The organism is Actinomycetes bacterium (assembly GCA_036510875.1).
In the GTDB taxonomy this organism is placed as follows: domain Bacteria; phylum Actinomycetota; class Actinomycetes; order Prado026; family Prado026; genus DATCDE01.
In genome coordinates this window covers 1-15,766 of sequence record DATCDE010000254.1, presented here as the reverse complement: position 1 = coordinate 15,766, position 15,766 = coordinate 1, and the positions used below count along the sequence as shown (strand labels likewise).

The 15,766-nt window shown below is 75.1% G+C and carries 18 protein-coding genes, 2 rRNA genes and 1 pseudogene; 17 read left to right on the top strand and 4 right to left on the bottom strand.

Annotated elements, in window-relative coordinates:
- The 3 genes from VIM19_14870 to VIM19_14860 form a co-directional block, all read left to right on the top strand.
- Positions 1-340: ribosomal RNA gene (locus tag VIM19_14870) — 23S ribosomal RNA — on the top strand; the annotation flags it as partial.
- A 75-nt stretch (positions 341-415) separates the two neighbouring features.
- Positions 416-532 (top strand): 5S ribosomal RNA (rrf, locus tag VIM19_14865).
- Positions 533-645: 113 nt separating this feature from the next.
- A complete protein-coding gene (locus VIM19_14860) occupies positions 646-1,593 on the top strand; it encodes a hypothetical protein (protein ID HEY5186145.1) in 948 nt (315 codons plus the stop codon).
- Here VIM19_14860 and VIM19_14855 read toward each other — a convergent pair.
- On the bottom strand, positions 1,590-2,501 hold the full coding sequence (locus VIM19_14855) for an MBL fold metallo-hydrolase (protein HEY5186144.1): 912 nt from the start codon (positions 2,499-2,501) through the stop codon (positions 1,590-1,592). The genes VIM19_14860 and VIM19_14855 overlap by 4 nt on opposite strands.
- 192 nt (positions 2,502-2,693) lie before the next feature.
- Between VIM19_14855 and VIM19_14850 the strand changes: the two genes are divergently transcribed.
- The gene (locus VIM19_14850; GenBank protein ID HEY5186143.1) at positions 2,694-2,975 is read left to right on the top strand and encodes a hypothetical protein; all 282 of its coding nucleotides are present in this window, start codon (positions 2,694-2,696) and stop codon (positions 2,973-2,975) included.
- Here VIM19_14850 and VIM19_14845 read toward each other — a convergent pair whose 3' ends face one another.
- Entirely contained in the window at positions 2,976-4,250 is a 1,275-nt protein-coding gene (locus VIM19_14845) for a DUF1015 domain-containing protein (GenBank protein HEY5186142.1), read from the bottom strand.
- A 164-nt stretch (positions 4,251-4,414) separates the two neighbouring features.
- Here VIM19_14845 and VIM19_14840 point away from each other — a divergent pair, with 164 nt between their 5' ends.
- The 3 genes from VIM19_14840 to VIM19_14830 are packed head-to-tail and all read left to right on the top strand — an operon-like array spanning position 4,415 to position 6,664.
- Positions 4,415-4,774, top strand: a complete 360-nt coding sequence (locus VIM19_14840) for a hypothetical protein (GenBank protein ID HEY5186141.1) — start codon at positions 4,415-4,417, stop codon at positions 4,772-4,774.
- Positions 4,771-5,790 carry an HAD-IIA family hydrolase gene (locus tag VIM19_14835; GenBank protein ID HEY5186140.1) on the top strand — a complete coding sequence of 340 codons (1,020 nt, stop codon included), beginning with the start codon at positions 4,771-4,773 and terminating at the stop codon, positions 5,788-5,790. The genes VIM19_14840 and VIM19_14835 overlap by 4 nt, the downstream gene beginning before the upstream one ends.
- Before the next feature lie 13 nt (positions 5,791-5,803).
- A complete protein-coding gene (locus tag VIM19_14830; protein HEY5186139.1) occupies positions 5,804-6,664 on the top strand; it encodes a methyltransferase domain-containing protein in 861 nt (286 codons plus the stop codon).
- 94 nt (positions 6,665-6,758) lie between these two features.
- Here the strand turns inward: VIM19_14830 and VIM19_14825 are convergent, their stop codons facing one another.
- Positions 6,759-7,094 carry an SCP2 sterol-binding domain-containing protein gene (locus VIM19_14825; protein HEY5186138.1) on the bottom strand — a complete coding sequence of 112 codons (336 nt, stop codon included), beginning with the start codon at positions 7,092-7,094 and terminating at the stop codon, positions 6,759-6,761.
- A gap of 131 nt (positions 7,095-7,225) precedes the next feature.
- Between VIM19_14825 and VIM19_14820 the strand changes: the two genes are divergently transcribed.
- From VIM19_14820 to VIM19_14795, 6 genes and pseudogenes are all read left to right on the top strand, one after another.
- Positions 7,226-7,744 carry a polyhydroxyalkanoate synthesis protein PhaF gene (locus VIM19_14820; protein HEY5186137.1) on the top strand — a complete coding sequence of 173 codons (519 nt, stop codon included), beginning with the start codon at positions 7,226-7,228 and terminating at the stop codon, positions 7,742-7,744.
- A complete protein-coding gene (locus VIM19_14815) occupies positions 7,737-7,946 on the top strand; it encodes a hypothetical protein (protein HEY5186136.1) in 210 nt (69 codons plus the stop codon). Before VIM19_14820 ends, VIM19_14815 begins: the two co-directional genes overlap by 8 nt.
- A gap of 4 nt (positions 7,947-7,950) precedes the next feature.
- Entirely contained in the window at positions 7,951-8,754 is an 804-nt protein-coding gene (locus VIM19_14810; GenBank protein ID HEY5186135.1) for a TlyA family RNA methyltransferase, read from the top strand.
- The gene (locus VIM19_14805) at positions 8,751-9,653 is read left to right on the top strand and encodes an NAD kinase (protein ID HEY5186134.1); all 903 of its coding nucleotides are present in this window, start codon (positions 8,751-8,753) and stop codon (positions 9,651-9,653) included. The genes VIM19_14810 and VIM19_14805 overlap by 4 nt, the downstream gene beginning before the upstream one ends.
- A complete protein-coding gene (gene recN / locus VIM19_14800; protein ID HEY5186133.1) occupies positions 9,650-11,371 on the top strand; it encodes a DNA repair protein RecN in 1,722 nt (573 codons plus the stop codon). Before VIM19_14805 ends, recN begins: the two co-directional genes overlap by 4 nt.
- Positions 11,352-12,017, top strand: a pseudogene (locus VIM19_14795) (DUF2127 domain-containing protein). The gene recN and the pseudogene VIM19_14795 overlap by 20 nt, the downstream one beginning before the upstream one ends.
- A 130-nt stretch (positions 12,018-12,147) precedes the next feature.
- On the opposite strand, the gene VIM19_14790 reads toward VIM19_14795, so the two are convergent.
- Positions 12,148-12,459, bottom strand: a complete 312-nt coding sequence (locus VIM19_14790; GenBank protein HEY5186132.1) for a hypothetical protein — start codon at positions 12,457-12,459, stop codon at positions 12,148-12,150.
- A gap of 54 nt (positions 12,460-12,513) precedes the next feature.
- On the opposite strand from VIM19_14790, the gene VIM19_14785 reads away from it, so the two are divergent.
- The 4 genes from VIM19_14785 to VIM19_14770 form a co-directional block, all read left to right on the top strand.
- Entirely contained in the window at positions 12,514-13,155 is a 642-nt protein-coding gene (locus VIM19_14785; protein ID HEY5186131.1) for a helix-turn-helix domain-containing protein, read from the top strand.
- 52 nt (positions 13,156-13,207) lie between these two features.
- Complete coding sequence (locus VIM19_14780; GenBank protein ID HEY5186130.1) at positions 13,208-13,993, top strand: GNAT family N-acetyltransferase; 786 nt, start codon at positions 13,208-13,210, stop codon at positions 13,991-13,993.
- A 77-nt stretch (positions 13,994-14,070) separates the two neighbouring features.
- Positions 14,071-15,210 carry a putative cytokinetic ring protein SteA gene (gene steA / locus VIM19_14775; GenBank protein ID HEY5186129.1) on the top strand — a complete coding sequence of 380 codons (1,140 nt, stop codon included), beginning with the start codon at positions 14,071-14,073 and terminating at the stop codon, positions 15,208-15,210.
- Positions 15,204-15,766, top strand: a 563-nt coding sequence (locus VIM19_14770; protein ID HEY5186128.1) for a copper transporter, incomplete at its 3' end; no start/stop codon positions are given. The genes steA and VIM19_14770, both read left to right, overlap by 7 nt.

The window sequence follows — 15,766 nt, the reverse complement described above, 5'->3', positions numbered from 1 at the left end:
ATTAAAGCGGTACGCGAGCTGGGTTTAGAACGTCGTGAGACAGTTCGGTCCCTATCCGCCGCGCGCGCAGGAGACTTGAGAAGGGCTGTCCCTAGTACGAGAGGACCGGGACGGACGAACCTCTGGTGTGCCAGTTGTTCCGCCAGGAGCACGGCTGGTTGGCTACGTTCGGAACGGATAACCGCTGAAAGCATCTAAGCGGGAAGCCGGCTTCAAGATGAGGTCTCCCACAGGGTTGACCTGGTAAGGCCCCCAGTAGATGACTGGGTTGATAGGCCGGATGTGGAAGCGTGGCAACACGTGGAGCTGACCGGTACTAATAGGCCGAGGACTTGACCACACACTTCTTGCTGTTTCGCGTTCACTGTGCGGTTCCCGAGATGCGGTCGGGAGCGGCCTCACATCTCCATAGAGTTTCGGCGGCCATGTCGAAGGGGAAACGCCCGGCTCCATTCCGAACCCGGAAGCTAAGCCCTTCAGAGCCGATGGTACTGCGCGGGTGACTGCGTGGGAGAGTAGGACGCCGCCGGACATTCTTTCGAGAAGGGTCACCCCGTAAGGGGTGACCCTTCTCGGTTTGCGGCATGCTCAATTGATGACAGCGCTGGCTGCGTGTGCGGCCCGCTCAACCGGTGAGGACGCACCATGGCGGACAATCCCAGGCCCCCTCGCTCCGGCGGCAGCGGGCGCCCGTCCTCGTCCGGCCGTCCGACCGGGGGACCGCGTAGCCCCAAGCGTGGTGACGGCCCGGCCAAGCGCGGGGCGAGCGGTCGCCCGGCTGCCGGTGGCCCGCGGCCGCAGCGCCGCGACGGCACGCCGGACCGGGAGCCGCGCCGAGAGGGCCGTCATCCGGAGCCTCGCGAGGAGCGCGGTCCGCGTCGCCCCCCGCTGGAGACCCCTGAGCTGGCCGAGGACGTCACTCCCGGTGAGCTCGACCCCGTGGTCCGGCGCCAGCTGAAGACGCTGCCCATGGGGCTGGCCGACCTGGTCGCCCGGCATCTGGTGGCGGCCGACCGGGCGCTTGAGGACGACCCCGACCTCGCCTACCGGCACACCAGCGTGGCGGTACGGCTGGCCTCGCGGGTCCCGGCGGTACGGGAGGCCGCCGGGATCACCGCCTACCGGACCGCACGGTGGGCCCAGGCGCTGTCCGAGCTGCGAGCCGCGCGGCGGATGTCCGGTTCGCTGGACTTCCTGCCGATGATGGCCGACTGCGAGCGCGGGCTGGGCCGCCCCGAGCGGGCGCTGACGCTGGCCGGCAGCCCGGAGGCGAGCCGGCTGGACCGGGCCGGCCGGGTGGAGATGCGCATCGTCACCTCAGGCGCCCGCCGGGACATGGGCCAGCTGGACGCCGCCGTGCTCGCGCTGCAGTGCCCCGAGCTGAGGGACACCCGCCAGCCGTGGTCGGCCCGGCTGTTCTACGCCTACGCGGACGCGCTGCTCGCGGCCGACCGCGCGGACGAGGCCCGGGACTGGTTCACCAAGGCCGCGGAAGCGGACCTGGACGATCTCACCGGGGCGGCCGAGCGGCTGGCCGAGCTGGACGGCGTCGTGTACGTCGACCTCGAGGACGCGGAGGACGCGGAGGACTAGTGCCGGGCGCCGGGGTCGGCGAGCTCGTACGTCGTCCCCTCGACCTTGTCCAACCAGCGGTTGATGCCGGCGATGTTGGCCGCGGTCCCGCTCAGGTGCTCGTGCTTCTCGTGTAGGTCGGCGTCCGACAGGTAGCGCGCGTAGCGGTCCCGGGTGCGCTCAGTGACCATGGCCACGGCGTGGTCGAGGTCCAGCGCTGAGGCGCGGACGTCCTTGACCAGCTCGACCCACAGCCGCAGCTCCTCGATGGACCGTTCCAGGGTCGGCTCGACCTCCTCGACCGGGCCGAAGTGGCTGAACAGCAGCCGGGTCGGTCCCACCGCGCGGAACCGCTCGAGCGAACTGACCGCGAGGTCGAGGTCGAAGTCAGGCGGAGGCGTCGCCGGCCGCAGGTCTGCCGTCTCCGGGATGTAGATGCCCGCGGCGTCGCCGACGTACAGGTCACCCGTGAGCGAGTCGACCAGGCCGACGTGGTGCTGGGCGTGCCCGGGGGAGTGGAACGTCGACAGGCTGCGGCCATCGCCCAGGTCGATCGAGCCGGTGTCGCCGAGCGCGCGGACCCGCTGCGCCTCGGTCGGCCGCAGCAGCCCGAACACGTCGTCCAGGACGCTGCCGAACACGCGCCGGGCGCTGGTCAGCAGCTTCTCCGGGTCGACCAGGTGCCGGGCGCCACGCTCGTGCACCACCACCTCGGCGTTCGGGAACATCGCGGCGAGGTCGCCCACGCCGCCCGCATGGTCGAGGTGGATGTGGGTGACCACGATGGTGGCCAGGTCCTCCGGGCCGATACCCAGCCCGGCCAGAGCGTCCCGGACGACAGGGGCGGACGTCGCCGTGCCGGTCTCCACCAGGCACGGCCGATCGGAGCGGATCAGGTACCCCGACGTGATCCCCGAGTAGCCGGACATCCGGGTGTCGATCGCGTGGACCTCGTCGCCGAGGTCGACCACCGCCGGTGCGCTGTCCACAGCTGCCGCCCTCCTCGGGTTTCGTCCACAGCCGGCGGTCACCTGCCGTCGACGACCTGGCCCTGCGGCCATCGTAGGGGTGGGCCCGGCGGCGTGCCGGGCAGCGACAGCCGGCATCCACAGGGGGTGGGCATGACCCGTGAGAAGGCCCGGCTGGCCGATGACAACACCAACGACGACGTCGACGACAACCAGGTCCGGCTGACCGGGACGGTGGCCGACAGTCCGCAGCTGCGGGTGCTGCCCAGCGGCGACGAGGTGGCCACCGTCCGGCGGACGGTCTCCGGCTGGCGGCCGGCGAGCACGTCGCGGTCGAGGGGGCGTCGCGGCGCCCGGTTCTGGCGCACGCCGTCCGGGCCGGCCAGTCGGTACGAGGTCGTGGTCGAACGGGGCCGGCGGCTGGGCCGGGCGTGATCAGCCGGCGGCGAACGTCCTCAGCACCAGCCCGGTGCGCGGCTTGGGGCCGAACGACGTGCTCTTGCGCGGCATCCGGACGCCGTCGGCGGCGAGCGCGAGCACCTGCTCGACCGCCACTGGTGCGAGCAGCACGGCCAGCCCACCGTCGCGGTGGGCCGCCCGCAGCGTCGCCCCGCGGTCGTGGTGGTAGCTGACGGCGCTCTCCGGCACCGCCCACAACGGGGCCAGCGCGTGGTGCAGCACCGCGGTGTCCAGCGCCCGCCACGGTGCCGGCCGGCCGCTGGGCAGCAGCGCGTCCACGCCGGCGTGGTCGGCGACCTGCAGCTCGGCCGCCCGGCCGGTCCCGTCGACCAGCAGCAGCCGCCCGGGCATCAGCCGGCGGGCTGCCGCGTCGGCGTCCTCGACCGGCCGGGCCGAGAACAGCGGCGCGGCCCGCTCCACGGCCTGCGCCAGTGACAGGCCGGTGACGCTGCGGTGGATCGCGGCCACCCCCGGCGGGTGCGCCCGCAGGTCGACGAGCAGCGCGAGGCCGCGGTCCCACGGCCCCGGCCCGTCGCCGGTCGCGTGCCGCTCGGCCTGCAGCGCTCGGTAGGCCGCGTAGCGGTGGTGCCCGTCCGCGATCAGGGCCTGGCGATCGGCCAGGTCCGCGGCGATCGCGGTCAGCTCCGCGACGTCCGACACCGGCCACACCCGGTGGGTGAGCCCGTCCGGCGTGGTCGTGGCGAGGACAGGAGCCCGCAGCGCGGCCCGGGCCACCGCGTCGGCTGCGGCGCCCGAGCCACCGTCGTGGACCAGCAGGATCGGCTCCACGTTGGCCTGCGCCACCCGCATGAGCTCCAGCCGGTCGGCGACCGGACCGGGCATGACGTCCTCGTGCGGCAGCACGACCCGTTCGGCAGGGTCGCGCAGCCCGAGCGCGCCGAGCAGCCCGCGCAGCAGCACCTCGCCCTCGCGGGCCTGCTCGTACACGTACAGCGCCGGCTCGGCGTCCACTACGAGCACCCCGCCGCGCAGCCAGTCGGCCAGGGTCCGGGCGGCGTGCCGGTAGAGGCCGTGCGGCGCACCAGGCTCGTCCCGGGGAAGCACCAGCCGCACCACGTTGTGCGGGTCGGCCGCCTCCAGCCGGCCCCGCTCGTCGTCGTCGATGACGTCGTACGGAGGGCTGGTGACCCGGCCCAGGTCGGCGACCCGAGCGGGGGAGTAGCGGACCCCTCGGAACGGGGCGAGCACCAGCCCGGTCTCTCGGGCGGGCGGCGCTACGGTCTCGGTCACTTGCGGCATCGTACGGTGGTGGCCAGCGCAGTGCCCGCGCTGCCCGAAGCGTCGATCTGTGGTCGGAGGGAGGCCGTCCGGTGACACCCCAGGACCGTCCGCTGCCGGACGACGACCCGCCGGGCACCCCCGAGGGGGACGTCTACGACTGGTACCAGCGCGGGATGCGGCTGCACAACGAGCGCAACCATGCGGCCGCCGTCCAGCTGCTCAGCCTGGCGGTCGAGGCCGAGCCGACGGCCCGGCACCTGCGCGAGGCGCTGGCCAGGGCCCAGTTCGACGCCGGCTGGTACGCCGACGCCCGGGGCAACTTCGCGCTCAACGTGGCGGCCGACCCCGGCGACGACTACGCCCTGTTCGGCCTGGGGCTGGCCGAGTCGAGGCTGGGCGACTTCGAGTCGGCGGTCGAGCACCTGGCCCTGGCCGCGGCGATGCGGCCCGACCTCGACCACTACGCCCGCGCGCTGCGGCAGGCCCGCGCCACGCTGAAGTTCCGCGCCACGCACCCACCGGCCCAGCCGTGACCCCCTGGCTGCAGGCGGCGGACACCCCGCTCGCCTCGACGCACGACGTCGCGCTGCTCGACCTCGACGGCACCCTGTACGTCGGCGCCGACGCCGTCCCGGGCGCGGCCGGGCTGCTGGCGGCGGCGCGCTCGGCGGGGCTGCGGGTCGCCTACGTGACGAACAACGCCTCGAGCACGCCGCGCGACGTCGCCGGTCGGCTCGCCAGCCTCGGCTTCCCGGCCGCCCCGGACGACGTGACGACGTCCGCCCAGGCGGCCGCCCGGGTGCTGGCGGACCGGCTGCCGACCGGTTCCCGGGTGCTCGCCGTCGGCGGCCCCGGCCTCACCGAGGCGCTGGCGGCGGTCGGCCTGACCCCGGTCGGCACGGCGGCCGAGCAGCCCGCCGCCGTCGTTCAGGGCTGGTACCCCGACCTGTCCTGGCGGCTGCTCGCCGAGGGCGCCTACGCGCTGGCCGCGGGGCTGCCGTGGGTGGCCACGAACACCGACCTCACCCTGCCGACCCCCGGTGGCACCGCCCCGGGCAACGGCTCCTTCGTGGCGCTGCTCGCCGGGGTGGTGGGCCGCCGGCCGGACGCCGTGGCCGGCAAGCCGGGGCCGGACGTGCTGCTGCAGTCGGCGTCGCGCACCGGCGCGGTCCGCCCGCTCGTGGTCGGCGACCGGTTGGACACCGACATCGAGGGCGCGCACGCGGCCGGGCTGCCGAGCCTGCTGGTGCTCACCGGCGTCAGCTCGCGGGCCGACCTGCTGGCGGCCCGGCCCGAGCACCGCCCGACGTTCGTGGCCAGCGACCTGCGCGGGCTGCTGGAGCCGCACCGTCGGCCGGAGCCGGCCGCGGACGGCGGCTGGCAGTGCGCCGGATGGCGGGCCAGCATCGGCGCCGATGGCTCGCTGCAGCTCACCGGGTCGGGGCGGCCAGACGACGGGCTGCGGGCCTCCTGCGCGGCCGCGTGGACGGCCGCCGACCGCGGCGTCCGGGTCGAGCCGGCCGACCTCACGGTGACCGACCAGGGTTGACACGTTCGACAGGATCGACACTGTCCGGCATGGTCTCCGACCCGGCGGCGATGTCCTCGCAGGAGCGCAGCGCCCGGTTGTTCGACGTCCTCGCCGACAGCTACCACGCCCTGGGCGTCGACTTCCTCCAGCCCATCGCACAGGGGCTGATCGACGCCTGCCCGCCGCGCCCGGGCGACGCGGTGGCGACCTGGGGTGCGGCAAGGGTGCCTTCCTGCTCAAGGCCGCCGCCGCTGTCGGCCGGACCGGACGCGTGGTCGGCATCGACATCTCCCCGGTCATGGTGGCCGCCGCAGTTCGAGCCGCCGAGCAAGCCTCGCTCCACCACGTCGAGGTGGTCGTGGGGGACGCGCAGACGCCTGACCTGCCCGCTGCGGCGTTCGACCTGGTGGCGTCGTCGGTGGTGCTGTCCTTCCTGCCCGACCCGCCCGCGGCCGTGCGGTCCTGGCGGCGGCTGCTCGCTCCGGGTGGCCGGCTCGCGGTCTCCACCTTTGGACCGCAGGACGACGTCTGGCGGGCGATCGACGGGCTGTTCGACCCCTACCCGCCGGCTGACTTGCTGGACGCGCGGGCCAGTGGCCGCCGGGGGCCGTTCGGATCCGACCAGGGGATGGCGGACCTGGTGGCCGGGGCGGGTTTCGACGACGTGCGCACGGTGACCGTCGACTCGCCGGTGCACTTCGCGGACGCCGACCACTGGCACACATTCAGCCTCTCGACCGGTCAGCGGGCGATGTGGCAGCTGGTGCCGGAGTCCGAGCGGGCGGCGCTGCGGCGCCGGGCCGAGGGGCTGCTCGCCGATGCGTCCGGGCCGAGCGGCGGCCACGTGCTGCGCCAGCGGGTCCGCTACACGGTCGGCGCCGGCCCGGCCTGACCGTCGTCGTCCGCCGGGTCTTCGAGCAGGGGCCGCTCGATCGCGCCCAGCCCGGCCAGCTCGGTGCCCCGCACGAAGACCGTCGGCCCTCGGCTCAGAGCAGCGACCGGAGCCGCAGCAGGTCCCGCAGCGAGGCGTCCAGCTTGATCCGGCCGCTGGCCCAGGCGCGCGGGAAGCTGAGCCTGCCCTCGGTGAGGTCCATCAGGTCGTCACTCGTCATGGTCAGCCGCAGCTGCGCCGGGGGTCGCCGCTCGGTGCTGATGTCGAGCAGCTGGCCGCCGTCGAGCCGGCCGGAGATCGTGGTGTCGAGGTCGGTGAGCCGGCAGCTGATCGTCCGCGCGTCGGCGTGCGTGCGCACCCCGTCGTCGGCCCCGGACAGCAGCTCGGCGAGGTGCTGCACCGCGGACTGGCAGGCCTCGATCGATGCCATGGCACGACGTCCCCTCGGTCGCCGGGCGTGGTCCGCCACCGGCGGTCCGACGCTACCGCAGCCACGTCAGTGATCGGCGGTAGGTTGGGACCGCTCGGAAGTCCCGGGCGGACCCGGTGGGAGGAGGGACCGTGTTGGATGCTCTGCGCGGCTACCTACAGCTGGCCAACGGACTGACCGACGTGACCAGGCAGCGGGCGCTGTCCGCGGCCCGGCAGCTGATCGACCAGGGGGGCGAGGTGCTCGGCGACGCCGTGTCGTCGACGATGTCGGGCAAGGGCGTGGGTGGTGGCGTCACCCGGCAGGTCAGCTCGCTGGCCGAGGACCTGCTGGCGACCAGCCGCACCAATCGTGACCTGCTGCTGGGCATCGTGCGCACCGAGATCGACCGGGCCGTGGCCGCCATGGGCCTGGTGAACGCCGAGGACCTCGAAGCGATGGCCCGCAAGGTGGAGCGGTTGGAGCGGCAGCTGGATGCCGCGGTGGCCTTCGGCGGGGCGGAGGCCGCCCCGGCCAGGAAGTCCCCGGCCAAGAAGGCGCCCGCGAAGAAGGTCGCCGCGAAGAAGGTCGCCGCGAAGAAGGTGGCCGTCAAGCGGGTCCCGGTGAAGCCGGCCGAGCCCGTGGCAGCCCCCGGGGCGCCGAGTGAGTGAGCCGACCCCGGACGACGTGCACGCCGCCGACGACACCGGTGGCTCGACCGGTGAGCCGGCCGTGGACGCCGCGGTGGCCCGGCTGGCCGAGCTCGACGAGCGGCCCACGGTCGAGCACGCGGACGTCTACGAGGAGGTCCACCGCCGCCTCGACGGACTGCTCCGCGGCGCCGCCGCGGAGCCCGGCCCCCCGCAGGGCTAGCCCGATGGCCCGCCGGGCTCGGCTGGACTCCGAGCTGGTGCGCCGCGGGCTGGCCCGGTCCCGCGAGCAGGCCCAGGAGCTCGTCGCAGCCGGCCGGGTCAGCGTCTCCGGGAGCTTGGCCAGCAAGTCCGCGACCCAGGTCGAGCCGGCCGCCCCCATCGTCGTCCGCGAGGTCAACGACGACCCCGGCTACGCCTCCCGCGGCGCGCACAAGCTGGCCGGGGCGCTGGCCGCGTTCACCGACCTCACCGTCGAGGGCCGCCGGTGCCTGGACGCCGGGGCCAGCACGGGTGGCTTCACCGACGTCCTGCTGCGGGCCGGCGCGGCGACCGTCGTCGCCGTCGACGTCGGCTACGGGCAGCTGGTCTGGGCGCTGCGACAGGATCCTCGCGTCACCGTCCGGGATCGCACCAACGTGCGCAGCCTCACCCTCGCCGACCTCGACGACCAGCCGGCAGAGCTGGTCGTGGCCGACCTGTCGTTCATCTCGCTGGCCCTGGTGCTGCCGGCGCTGCGGGCCTGCGCCACCGAGGACGCCGACTTCGTGCTCATGGTCAAACCGCAGTTCGAGGTGGGCCGCGAGGCGCTGGGCTCCGGAGGAGTCGTGCGGGATCCCGCGCTCCGCGCGGCGGCGGTGCGTACGATCGCCGCGCGGGCGGCCGAGCTGGGCCTGGGCGTCCGCGGCGTGGTGGCCAGTCCGCTGCCCGGGCCGTCGGGCAACGTGGAGTACTTCCTGTGGCTGCGCGCCGATGCCGGCCCGCTGACCGACGTCAAGCTGCAGCACGCCATCGAGGAGGGTCCGCAGTGACCGCCGAGCGCTCGGTCCTCCTGGTCACTCACACCGGCCGGGAGAACGCCGTGCTGGCCGCGCAGCTGGCCGGGACGAAGCTGCTCGCCGCCGGCCTGGCCGTGCGGCTGCCCAGCACCGACGCCCGCGACCTGCCGCTCGACGGTGCGACCGTGGTGCCGGCCGGACCAGGCGCCGCGGAGGGCTGCGAGCTCGTCGTGGTCCTCGGCGGCGACGGCACCCTGCTGCGGGGCGCCGAGCTGGCCCGTGGCTCTGGCGCGGCGCTGCTGGGGGTAAACCTGGGGCACGTGGGGTTCCTCGCCGAGGCCGAGGAGGAGGACCTCACCGCCGTCGTCGACCGGCTGGTGGCCCGCGAGTACACGGTGGAGGAGCGGATGACGCTCGATGCCATCGTGCTGCGCGACGGCGTGGAGATCGCGTCCAACTGGGCGGTCAACGACGCCAGCGTGGAGAAGATCTCCCGCGAGCGCATGATCGAGGTGGTCGTCGAGGTCGACGGCCGGCCGCTGTCCCGCTGGGGCTGCGACGGCGTCGTGTGCGCCACCCCGACCGGCTCGACCGCCTACGCGTTCTCGGCCGGCGGCCCGGTGGTGTGGCCGCAGGTCGAGGCGCTGCTGCTGGTCCCGCTGAGCGCGCACGCCCTGTTCAGCAAGGCCATCGTGGTGGCGCCGACGTCCGTGCTCGCCGTCGAGCTGGGCGCCAGCCAGGGCAACGAGGCCGTGCTGTGGTGCGACGGGCGGCGGATGGTCGAGCTGTCGGTGGGGGACCGGCTCGAGGTGCGCCGCGGTGCACTGCCGCTCAAGCTGGCCCGGCTGCACCAGCTGCCGTTCACCGACCGGTTGGTCCGCAAGTTCGACCTGCCCGTGGAGGGCTGGCGCGGACGGCGCTCCCGGCCGTGATCGAGGAGCTGCGGATCCGGGGCCTCGGGGTCATCGACGACGCCGTCCTCGAGCTGGCGCCGGGGCTGACCGTCGTCACCGGTGAGACCGGCGCCGGCAAGACCATGGTGGTGACCGGGCTGGGCCTGCTGCTGGGGGCCCGGGCCGACTCCGGCGCGGTGCGGACGGCGGCCGGCCAGGCGCTGGTCGAGGGCCGGGTCCGGGTGGCCGCGGACTCACCGGCCGGCCGGCGCGCGGCCGAGGCCGGCGCCCAGCTAGACGACGACGGCTCGCTCATCCTGGCCCGGTCGGTGTCCCCCGAGGGGCGGTCCAAGGCCTGGGTCGGCGGCCGGTCCGCGCCGGTCGGGGTGCTCACCGAGCTGGCCGAGGACCTCGTCGCGGTGCACGGCCAGTCCGACCAGCAGCGGCTGCTTCAGCCGACCCGGCAGCGACTTGCGGTCGACCGGTACGCCGGCGACGCCGTGGGCGTGCCGCTGGCCGCCTACCGGACGGCGTACGAGCGGCTGGCCGCCGTCCGGCGCGAGCTCGACGAGCTGACCGCCCGGCGGCGGGAGCGGGAGCAGGAGTCCGGGCTGCTGCGCGACGGGCTGGAGACCATCGAGGCGCTCGGGCCGCAGTCCGGCGAGGACGCCGAGCTGTCGGTCGAGGCCGAGCGGCTGGCCCATGCCGACGCGCTGCGGCTGGCCGGGGAGGCTGCGCATGCCGCGCTCGTCGGCACCGAGACGGCCGAGGACCCGGACGCGCTCGGGCTGGTCGTGGGCGCCCGGCGGGCCCTGGAGCAGGCGGTCGACTTCGACCCCGCGCTGGCCCCGCTGGCCGAGCGGCTGGGCGAGGTCGCCGCGCTCGTCGCCGACGTGGCGGCCGACCTGGCCTCGTACACGGCGTCCGTCGAGGCCGACCCGGCCCGGCTGGCCGCCGTCGAAGACCGCCGGGCGGCCCTGGGCTCGCTGACCCGACGGTTCGGTGGCACCGTCGACGACGTGCTGGCCTGGTCGGCCGACGCCTCGCAGCGGCTGCTCGAGCTGGACGGCACCGGCGACCGGATCGGCGCCCTGCAGGCCGAGACCGACCAGCTGACCGGCGACGTGGAGCGGCTCGGCGGCCGGATCACCGCGGCCCGCACCGCCGCAGGAGAGCGCCTCGGCGCAGCGGTCACCGCCGAGCTGGTCGACCTGGCGATGCCGCACGCCGTCGTGTCGGTCGCCGTGACCGCCGCCGACCGGCCCGGCCCCCACGGCTACGACGAGGTCGAGCTGCTGCTGCAGCCGCACCCCGGGGCGCCGGCCCGGCCGCTGGCCCGCGGCGCCTCCGGCGGCGAGCTGTCCCGGGTGATGCTGGCCGTCGAGGTCGTCTTCGCCGGCGCCGACCCGGTGCCCACCTTCGTTTTCGACGAGGTCGACGCGGGAGTGGGCGGCAAGGCGGCGGTCGAGGTGGGCCGGCGGCTGGCCCGGCTGGCCCGCACCGCCCAGGTGCTCGTGGTTACCCACCTGCCGCAGGTGGCCGCCTTCGCCGATCGGCACCTCGTGGTCGAGAAGTCCTCCGACGGTGCGGTCGTGCGGTCCGGCGTGGTGGCCCTGGACGACGCCGGCCGGGCGGCCGAGCTCACCCGGATGCTGGCCGGCCTGGAGGGCTCGGAGTCCGGCCGGGTGCACGCGCAGGAGCTGCTCCAGGCGGCGGCCACGGCGAAGAAGGAGCGCGGTGCGGCACGCAAGAGGTGAGCGCCCGAGCCCCGAGCCGCGGGTGTGCGGGCGGCAGGGTCACGTGACCTACCGGCCGACCGACTCCCCGGTGGCCGACCTGGTGTGGCTGCCGGCCCCGGACGGCGGGCTGGACCGCTGCCTGCGCTGCGGGGCGTTCGTCGATGCGCCCCGGACGCCGTCGGGGCCGTTGGCGCAGGCCCCCGTGGTGCCACGCCGGTCGCACGGGCGCAAGCTTCGCTGGCTGCGGCTGATCGCGGCCGAGCGCGGCATCCGCGCCGTCCTGCTGATCGCGGCCGCGGTCACCTCGGCCGCGTTGGCCACCCGCCACGACGCGGCGCTGAACACGCTGGTCCGGCTGACCCAGGCCGCCCACCCGCTGGCCGACCAGCTCGGCTGGAACATCGACCACTCGAAGCTGCTGGCCGAGGCGTCCCACCTGCTGGCCGGGCGGTCCCAGGCCTACTACCTCGTGGCGCTCGGGCTGACCGCCTACGGGATCACCCAGCTGGTCGAGGCGGGCGGGCTGTGGTGGGGGAGGCGCTGGGCCGAGTACCTGGCGGTGGTGGCCACCTCGGCATTCGTGCCGCTCGAGGTCTACGAGATCTTCCACAAGCCCACGGTGCTCAAGATCGGTGCGCTGGTGGCCAACCTGGTCATCGTGGTCTACCTGGTGCACCGCGGCCGGCTGTTCGGGGCGCGCGGCGGGCATGCCGCCGTCCTGGCCGAGGTCCAGGCCACCACCCTGCTCGCCGAGCTGGACCGACGAGCAGGGTGGGGGCACCCGTCCCGATCGCCTAGACCCGGCTGGCCCTGGGGAACGCGGCCCCCCAGACGTCGACCACGTGCACGTCGGTGCGCGGCGGCTCGCCGGCCGGGCGGATGCCGGCGCTGGCCAGTGCCGCGCCCACCACCGGGTGCAGCCGCTCCTCGGTGAACCGGTCGCAGTCGGCCTGGCTCTCCCACAGGTCGAGGTAGCGCAGCCCGCCGTCCGGTCGCTCGGTCGCGATGTGCGCGATCAGGCCCGGCGGCACCGCGTCGCCCAGCTGGGCCATGATCCGTGCGTGCACCTCGGCGTTGATCGGCACGTCCTGCTCGAAGGCGTACATGGCGCCCCTCCAAATTCGTCCAAACATACTTCGGATGGAAGTAAGGTAGGACTCGTGAGCCAGCCGGTCAAGAGGCGCGCCTACGACAACAGCCGCCGGCAGTCCGCGTCGCAGGAGCGGCGGGCGACGATCCTGGCTGCGGCCCGTGAGCTGTTCGTCGAGCACGGCTACCTCGGCACGACGATGACGGCGATCGCCGAGCGGTCCGGGGTGTCCCTGGACACGGTGTACGAGCTGGTCGGCCGCAAGCCGGGGTTGTTCCGGCTGCTCGTGGAGACGGCCATCTCCGGAGGGGACCAGGAGGTTCCCGCGGAGCAGCGCGACTACGTGCGGGCCATCCACGCCGAGCCGACGGCGGCCGGCAAGCTGACCCGCTACGCCAACGCCCTGCCGGCCATCCACTCCCGGCTGGCTCCGCTGCTGCTGGTGGTCCAGGCCGCGGCATCCGTCGAGCCGGACTTGGCCGAGCTGTGGTTCGAGATCGGGGAGCGCCGAGCCGAGAACATGCGCCGGATGGCGATCGAGCTCGACGCGACCGGCGAGCTCGCCGTCTCGGTCGACGAGACCGCCGACGTGCTGTGGGCCACGAACTCCCCGGAGGTGTATCTGCTCCTTGTGCACCGCCGCGGGTGGAGCGACGACCGGTACCGCCGCTGGCTCGCGGCGTCCTGGCAGCGGCTGCTGCTCTCCGGGTGACCACCGGAAACCTGTTGGCGGCCGACGACGCGACCGGGCAGGGTGGCCACTTGTGAACCCCACAGCGGTGCTGGCCGCCTACGACGCGCAGCTGCGGCGGGACGCCCACGCCGACGGGACGGGCGTTCGGGTCGAGCGGGTCGGCCCGGTGGTCCGCTACGTCAGCCCGGACGCCGACGGCTGGTCGGCGGTGATCTGGTCCGACCTGGCCGACGGCACCGCCGACGCGGCGATCGCCGGACAGCTGGAGTACTTCGCCGGCCGCCGGTTCGAGTGGAAGCTCTACGCCCACGACAAGCCGGCCGACCTCAGTGACCGGCTGCGGGCCGCCGGGTTCGCCGCCGAGGAGCCGGAGGCGCTCATGGTGGCCGAGATCGCGGAGCTGCCGCCGGCACCCGAGCTGCCGCTCGGGCTCACACTGCAGTGGGTGACCGACGCCGACGGCGTGGCAGCCGTGGTCGCCGTCCACGAGGAGGTGTTCGGGGTGGCACACGCGTGGCTGGGCCGGGCCCTGACCGCTCAGCTGGCCGAGCAGCGGCGGACCGGAGTCGAGCAGGTCGCGGCGCTGCTGGCGGTCGCCGACGGACGGCCGGTGTCGGCCGGGCGGGTCGAGTTCCACGGGGGCACCGAGTTCGCCAGCGTCTGGGGCGGCGGCACCTTGCCGCAGTGGCGCGGGCGTGGGCTGTACCGGGCTCTGGTCGCGGCCCGGGCGACTCGCGCGGCCGAGCTCGGCTACCGCTACCTGCAGGTCGACGCCGGGCCGGAGAGTCGGCCGATCCTGCACCGGCTGGGTTTCGTCGAGCTCACCACGACGACGCCGTTCATGAGCCCCGCCTGACCGCCGTCCACTGGGCAGCGGGTCGCGGACGCGTGTCGCTGCCGTGACGGAACTGGTGGGAGGGGGAGCATCGAAGGGTGCGGTTGGCCCTTCGACGTCGGGAGCCGCCGACCCTGCCCGGTGCGGTGGGGCCGGCGCGGCTGGCCGTGGGCGCGCCGGGCACCGCTGACCCGGCCCGGGCGACCCGCGAGCTGGCCGCGCGGCTGCTGCCGGGCGAGGTCGCCGTCATTGACCAGCTGGACCTCGACCGGGTCTCCGCCGAGCTGCTGGTGGCCGCCCGCCCGGCCGTGGTGGTCAACGTCCGAGCCAGTCTGTCCGGGCGGCACCCGGCCCGCGGGGCCAGCGTGATCGTCGATGCCGGCGTCCCGCTGCTGGACGCCGTCGGACCGGGCCTGCTGTCCAGCGTGCGCGACGGCCAGCGGCTGCGGGTGCACGAGTCCACGGTCTTCGACGCGGTGGCCGACGACGGCCTGCGGGTCCTCGGCACCGGCCAGCGCCGCGGCCCGGCGGACGTGGCCCAGGCCCTCGACGAGGCCCGCACCCGGCTGGCCAGCCGGCTCGAGTCGGTGGGCGCGGACACCGCCGCCGTCGTTCGGGCCCACGAGGCGCTGCTGCTCGAGGGCGACGGCCTGCCCGACCTGCGAGAGGTCGGTCTGGACCTGCGGGGCCGGCCGGTCCTCGTCGTCGCCCCTGGCGAGCGGGCGGCCGCCGACCTGGCCGCCGTGCGCGGGTTCGTCCGGGACCGCCGACCGGTGCTCGTGGGCGCGGAAGGGGGAGCGGCGCTGATCGCGGCCGCCGGGCTGGACGTCGACCTGGTGGTCGGTGAGGCGGGGGCGATCGGCGCCAAGGCGCTGAGCCGGGCCGTGCAGGTGCCGCGGGCGGGGGTGCCCAGCGGCTTCTCGGCCACCGACATGGCGGTGCTGCTCGCCGACGCGGGCGGGGCCGACCTGGTCGTGCTGGCCGGCGCCCCGGTGTCCTACGACGAGATGTTCGACCGGGACCGCTACGCATCGGCGTCCGCGCTGGCGGTGCGGATGCGCGCCGGGGGCCGGCTGGTGGACGCCGAGGCGGTGGCCGCGCTGCAGCGGCCGACGGTCCGCGCCGGGTCGGCCCTGCTGCTTCTCGTGGCCGGGCTGCTCGCGCTCCTCGTGGCCCTGGCCGTGACCCCGTGGGGGACCGACCTGGTGGACCGGGTCCGAGGCGGCTGGCCGTGGTGAGCTTTCGCTACCACCTGGTGTCGCTGGCCGCCGTCCTGTTCGGACTGGCCGCGGGAGTGGTCCTCGGCGCCGGACCGCTGTCGAGCCAGGTCGACTCCGCACTGGGCGGCACCGCCACCGCCTCGCCGTCCGCGTCGGCCAGCCAGTCGGCGTCCGGGTCGGGCCACGACCAGGCCTACATCGACGCGACCGCCGCCCGGCTCGTCACCGGGAAGCTGGACGGCGTCCGGGTCGTCGTCGTGACGACGCCGGGGACGCCGGCCGCCCTGTCCCGTGACGTCACGGCCGCGCTGACCGGTGCGGGCGCCACCGTCTCGGGGCAGGTCGACCTCACCGCCGCCTGGACCGACGCGGGGCAGGCCGCCGTGCTGGCCCAGATCGCCGCGCGGCTGGCCCCGGCCGACGCGCAGGTCCCGGCGACGGGCAGCGAGGCCGAGCAGACCGCCGCGGCGTTCGCCGCCGCGGTGGTGACCAAGTCCGCCAGCGCCGTCGGCCGGCCGTCCCAGACGGCCGCGGCGCTGCTCGCGGGGCTCACGGCGGGGGGCTTCGTCACCAC

Coding starts and splice junctions, on each gene's coding strand:
- VIM19_14850 (HEY5186143.1), top strand. CDS start 2,694: ATGACCCGTGAGAAGGCCCGGCTGGCCGATGACAACACCAACGACGAC.
- VIM19_14810 (HEY5186135.1), top strand. CDS start 7,951: ATGGCCCGCCGGGCTCGGCTGGACTCCGAGCTGGTGCGCCGCGGGCTG.
- VIM19_14790 (HEY5186132.1), bottom strand. CDS start 12,459: ATGTACGCCTTCGAGCAGGACGTGCCGATCAACGCCGAGGTGCACGCA.
- VIM19_14840 (HEY5186141.1), top strand. CDS start 4,415: ATGCGGCTGCACAACGAGCGCAACCATGCGGCCGCCGTCCAGCTGCTC.
- VIM19_14860 (HEY5186145.1), top strand. CDS start 646: ATGGCGGACAATCCCAGGCCCCCTCGCTCCGGCGGCAGCGGGCGCCCG.
- VIM19_14825 (HEY5186138.1), bottom strand. CDS start 7,094: ATGGCATCGATCGAGGCCTGCCAGTCCGCGGTGCAGCACCTCGCCGAG.
- VIM19_14855 (HEY5186144.1), bottom strand. CDS start 2,501: ATGTCCGGCTACTCGGGGATCACGTCGGGGTACCTGATCCGCTCCGAT.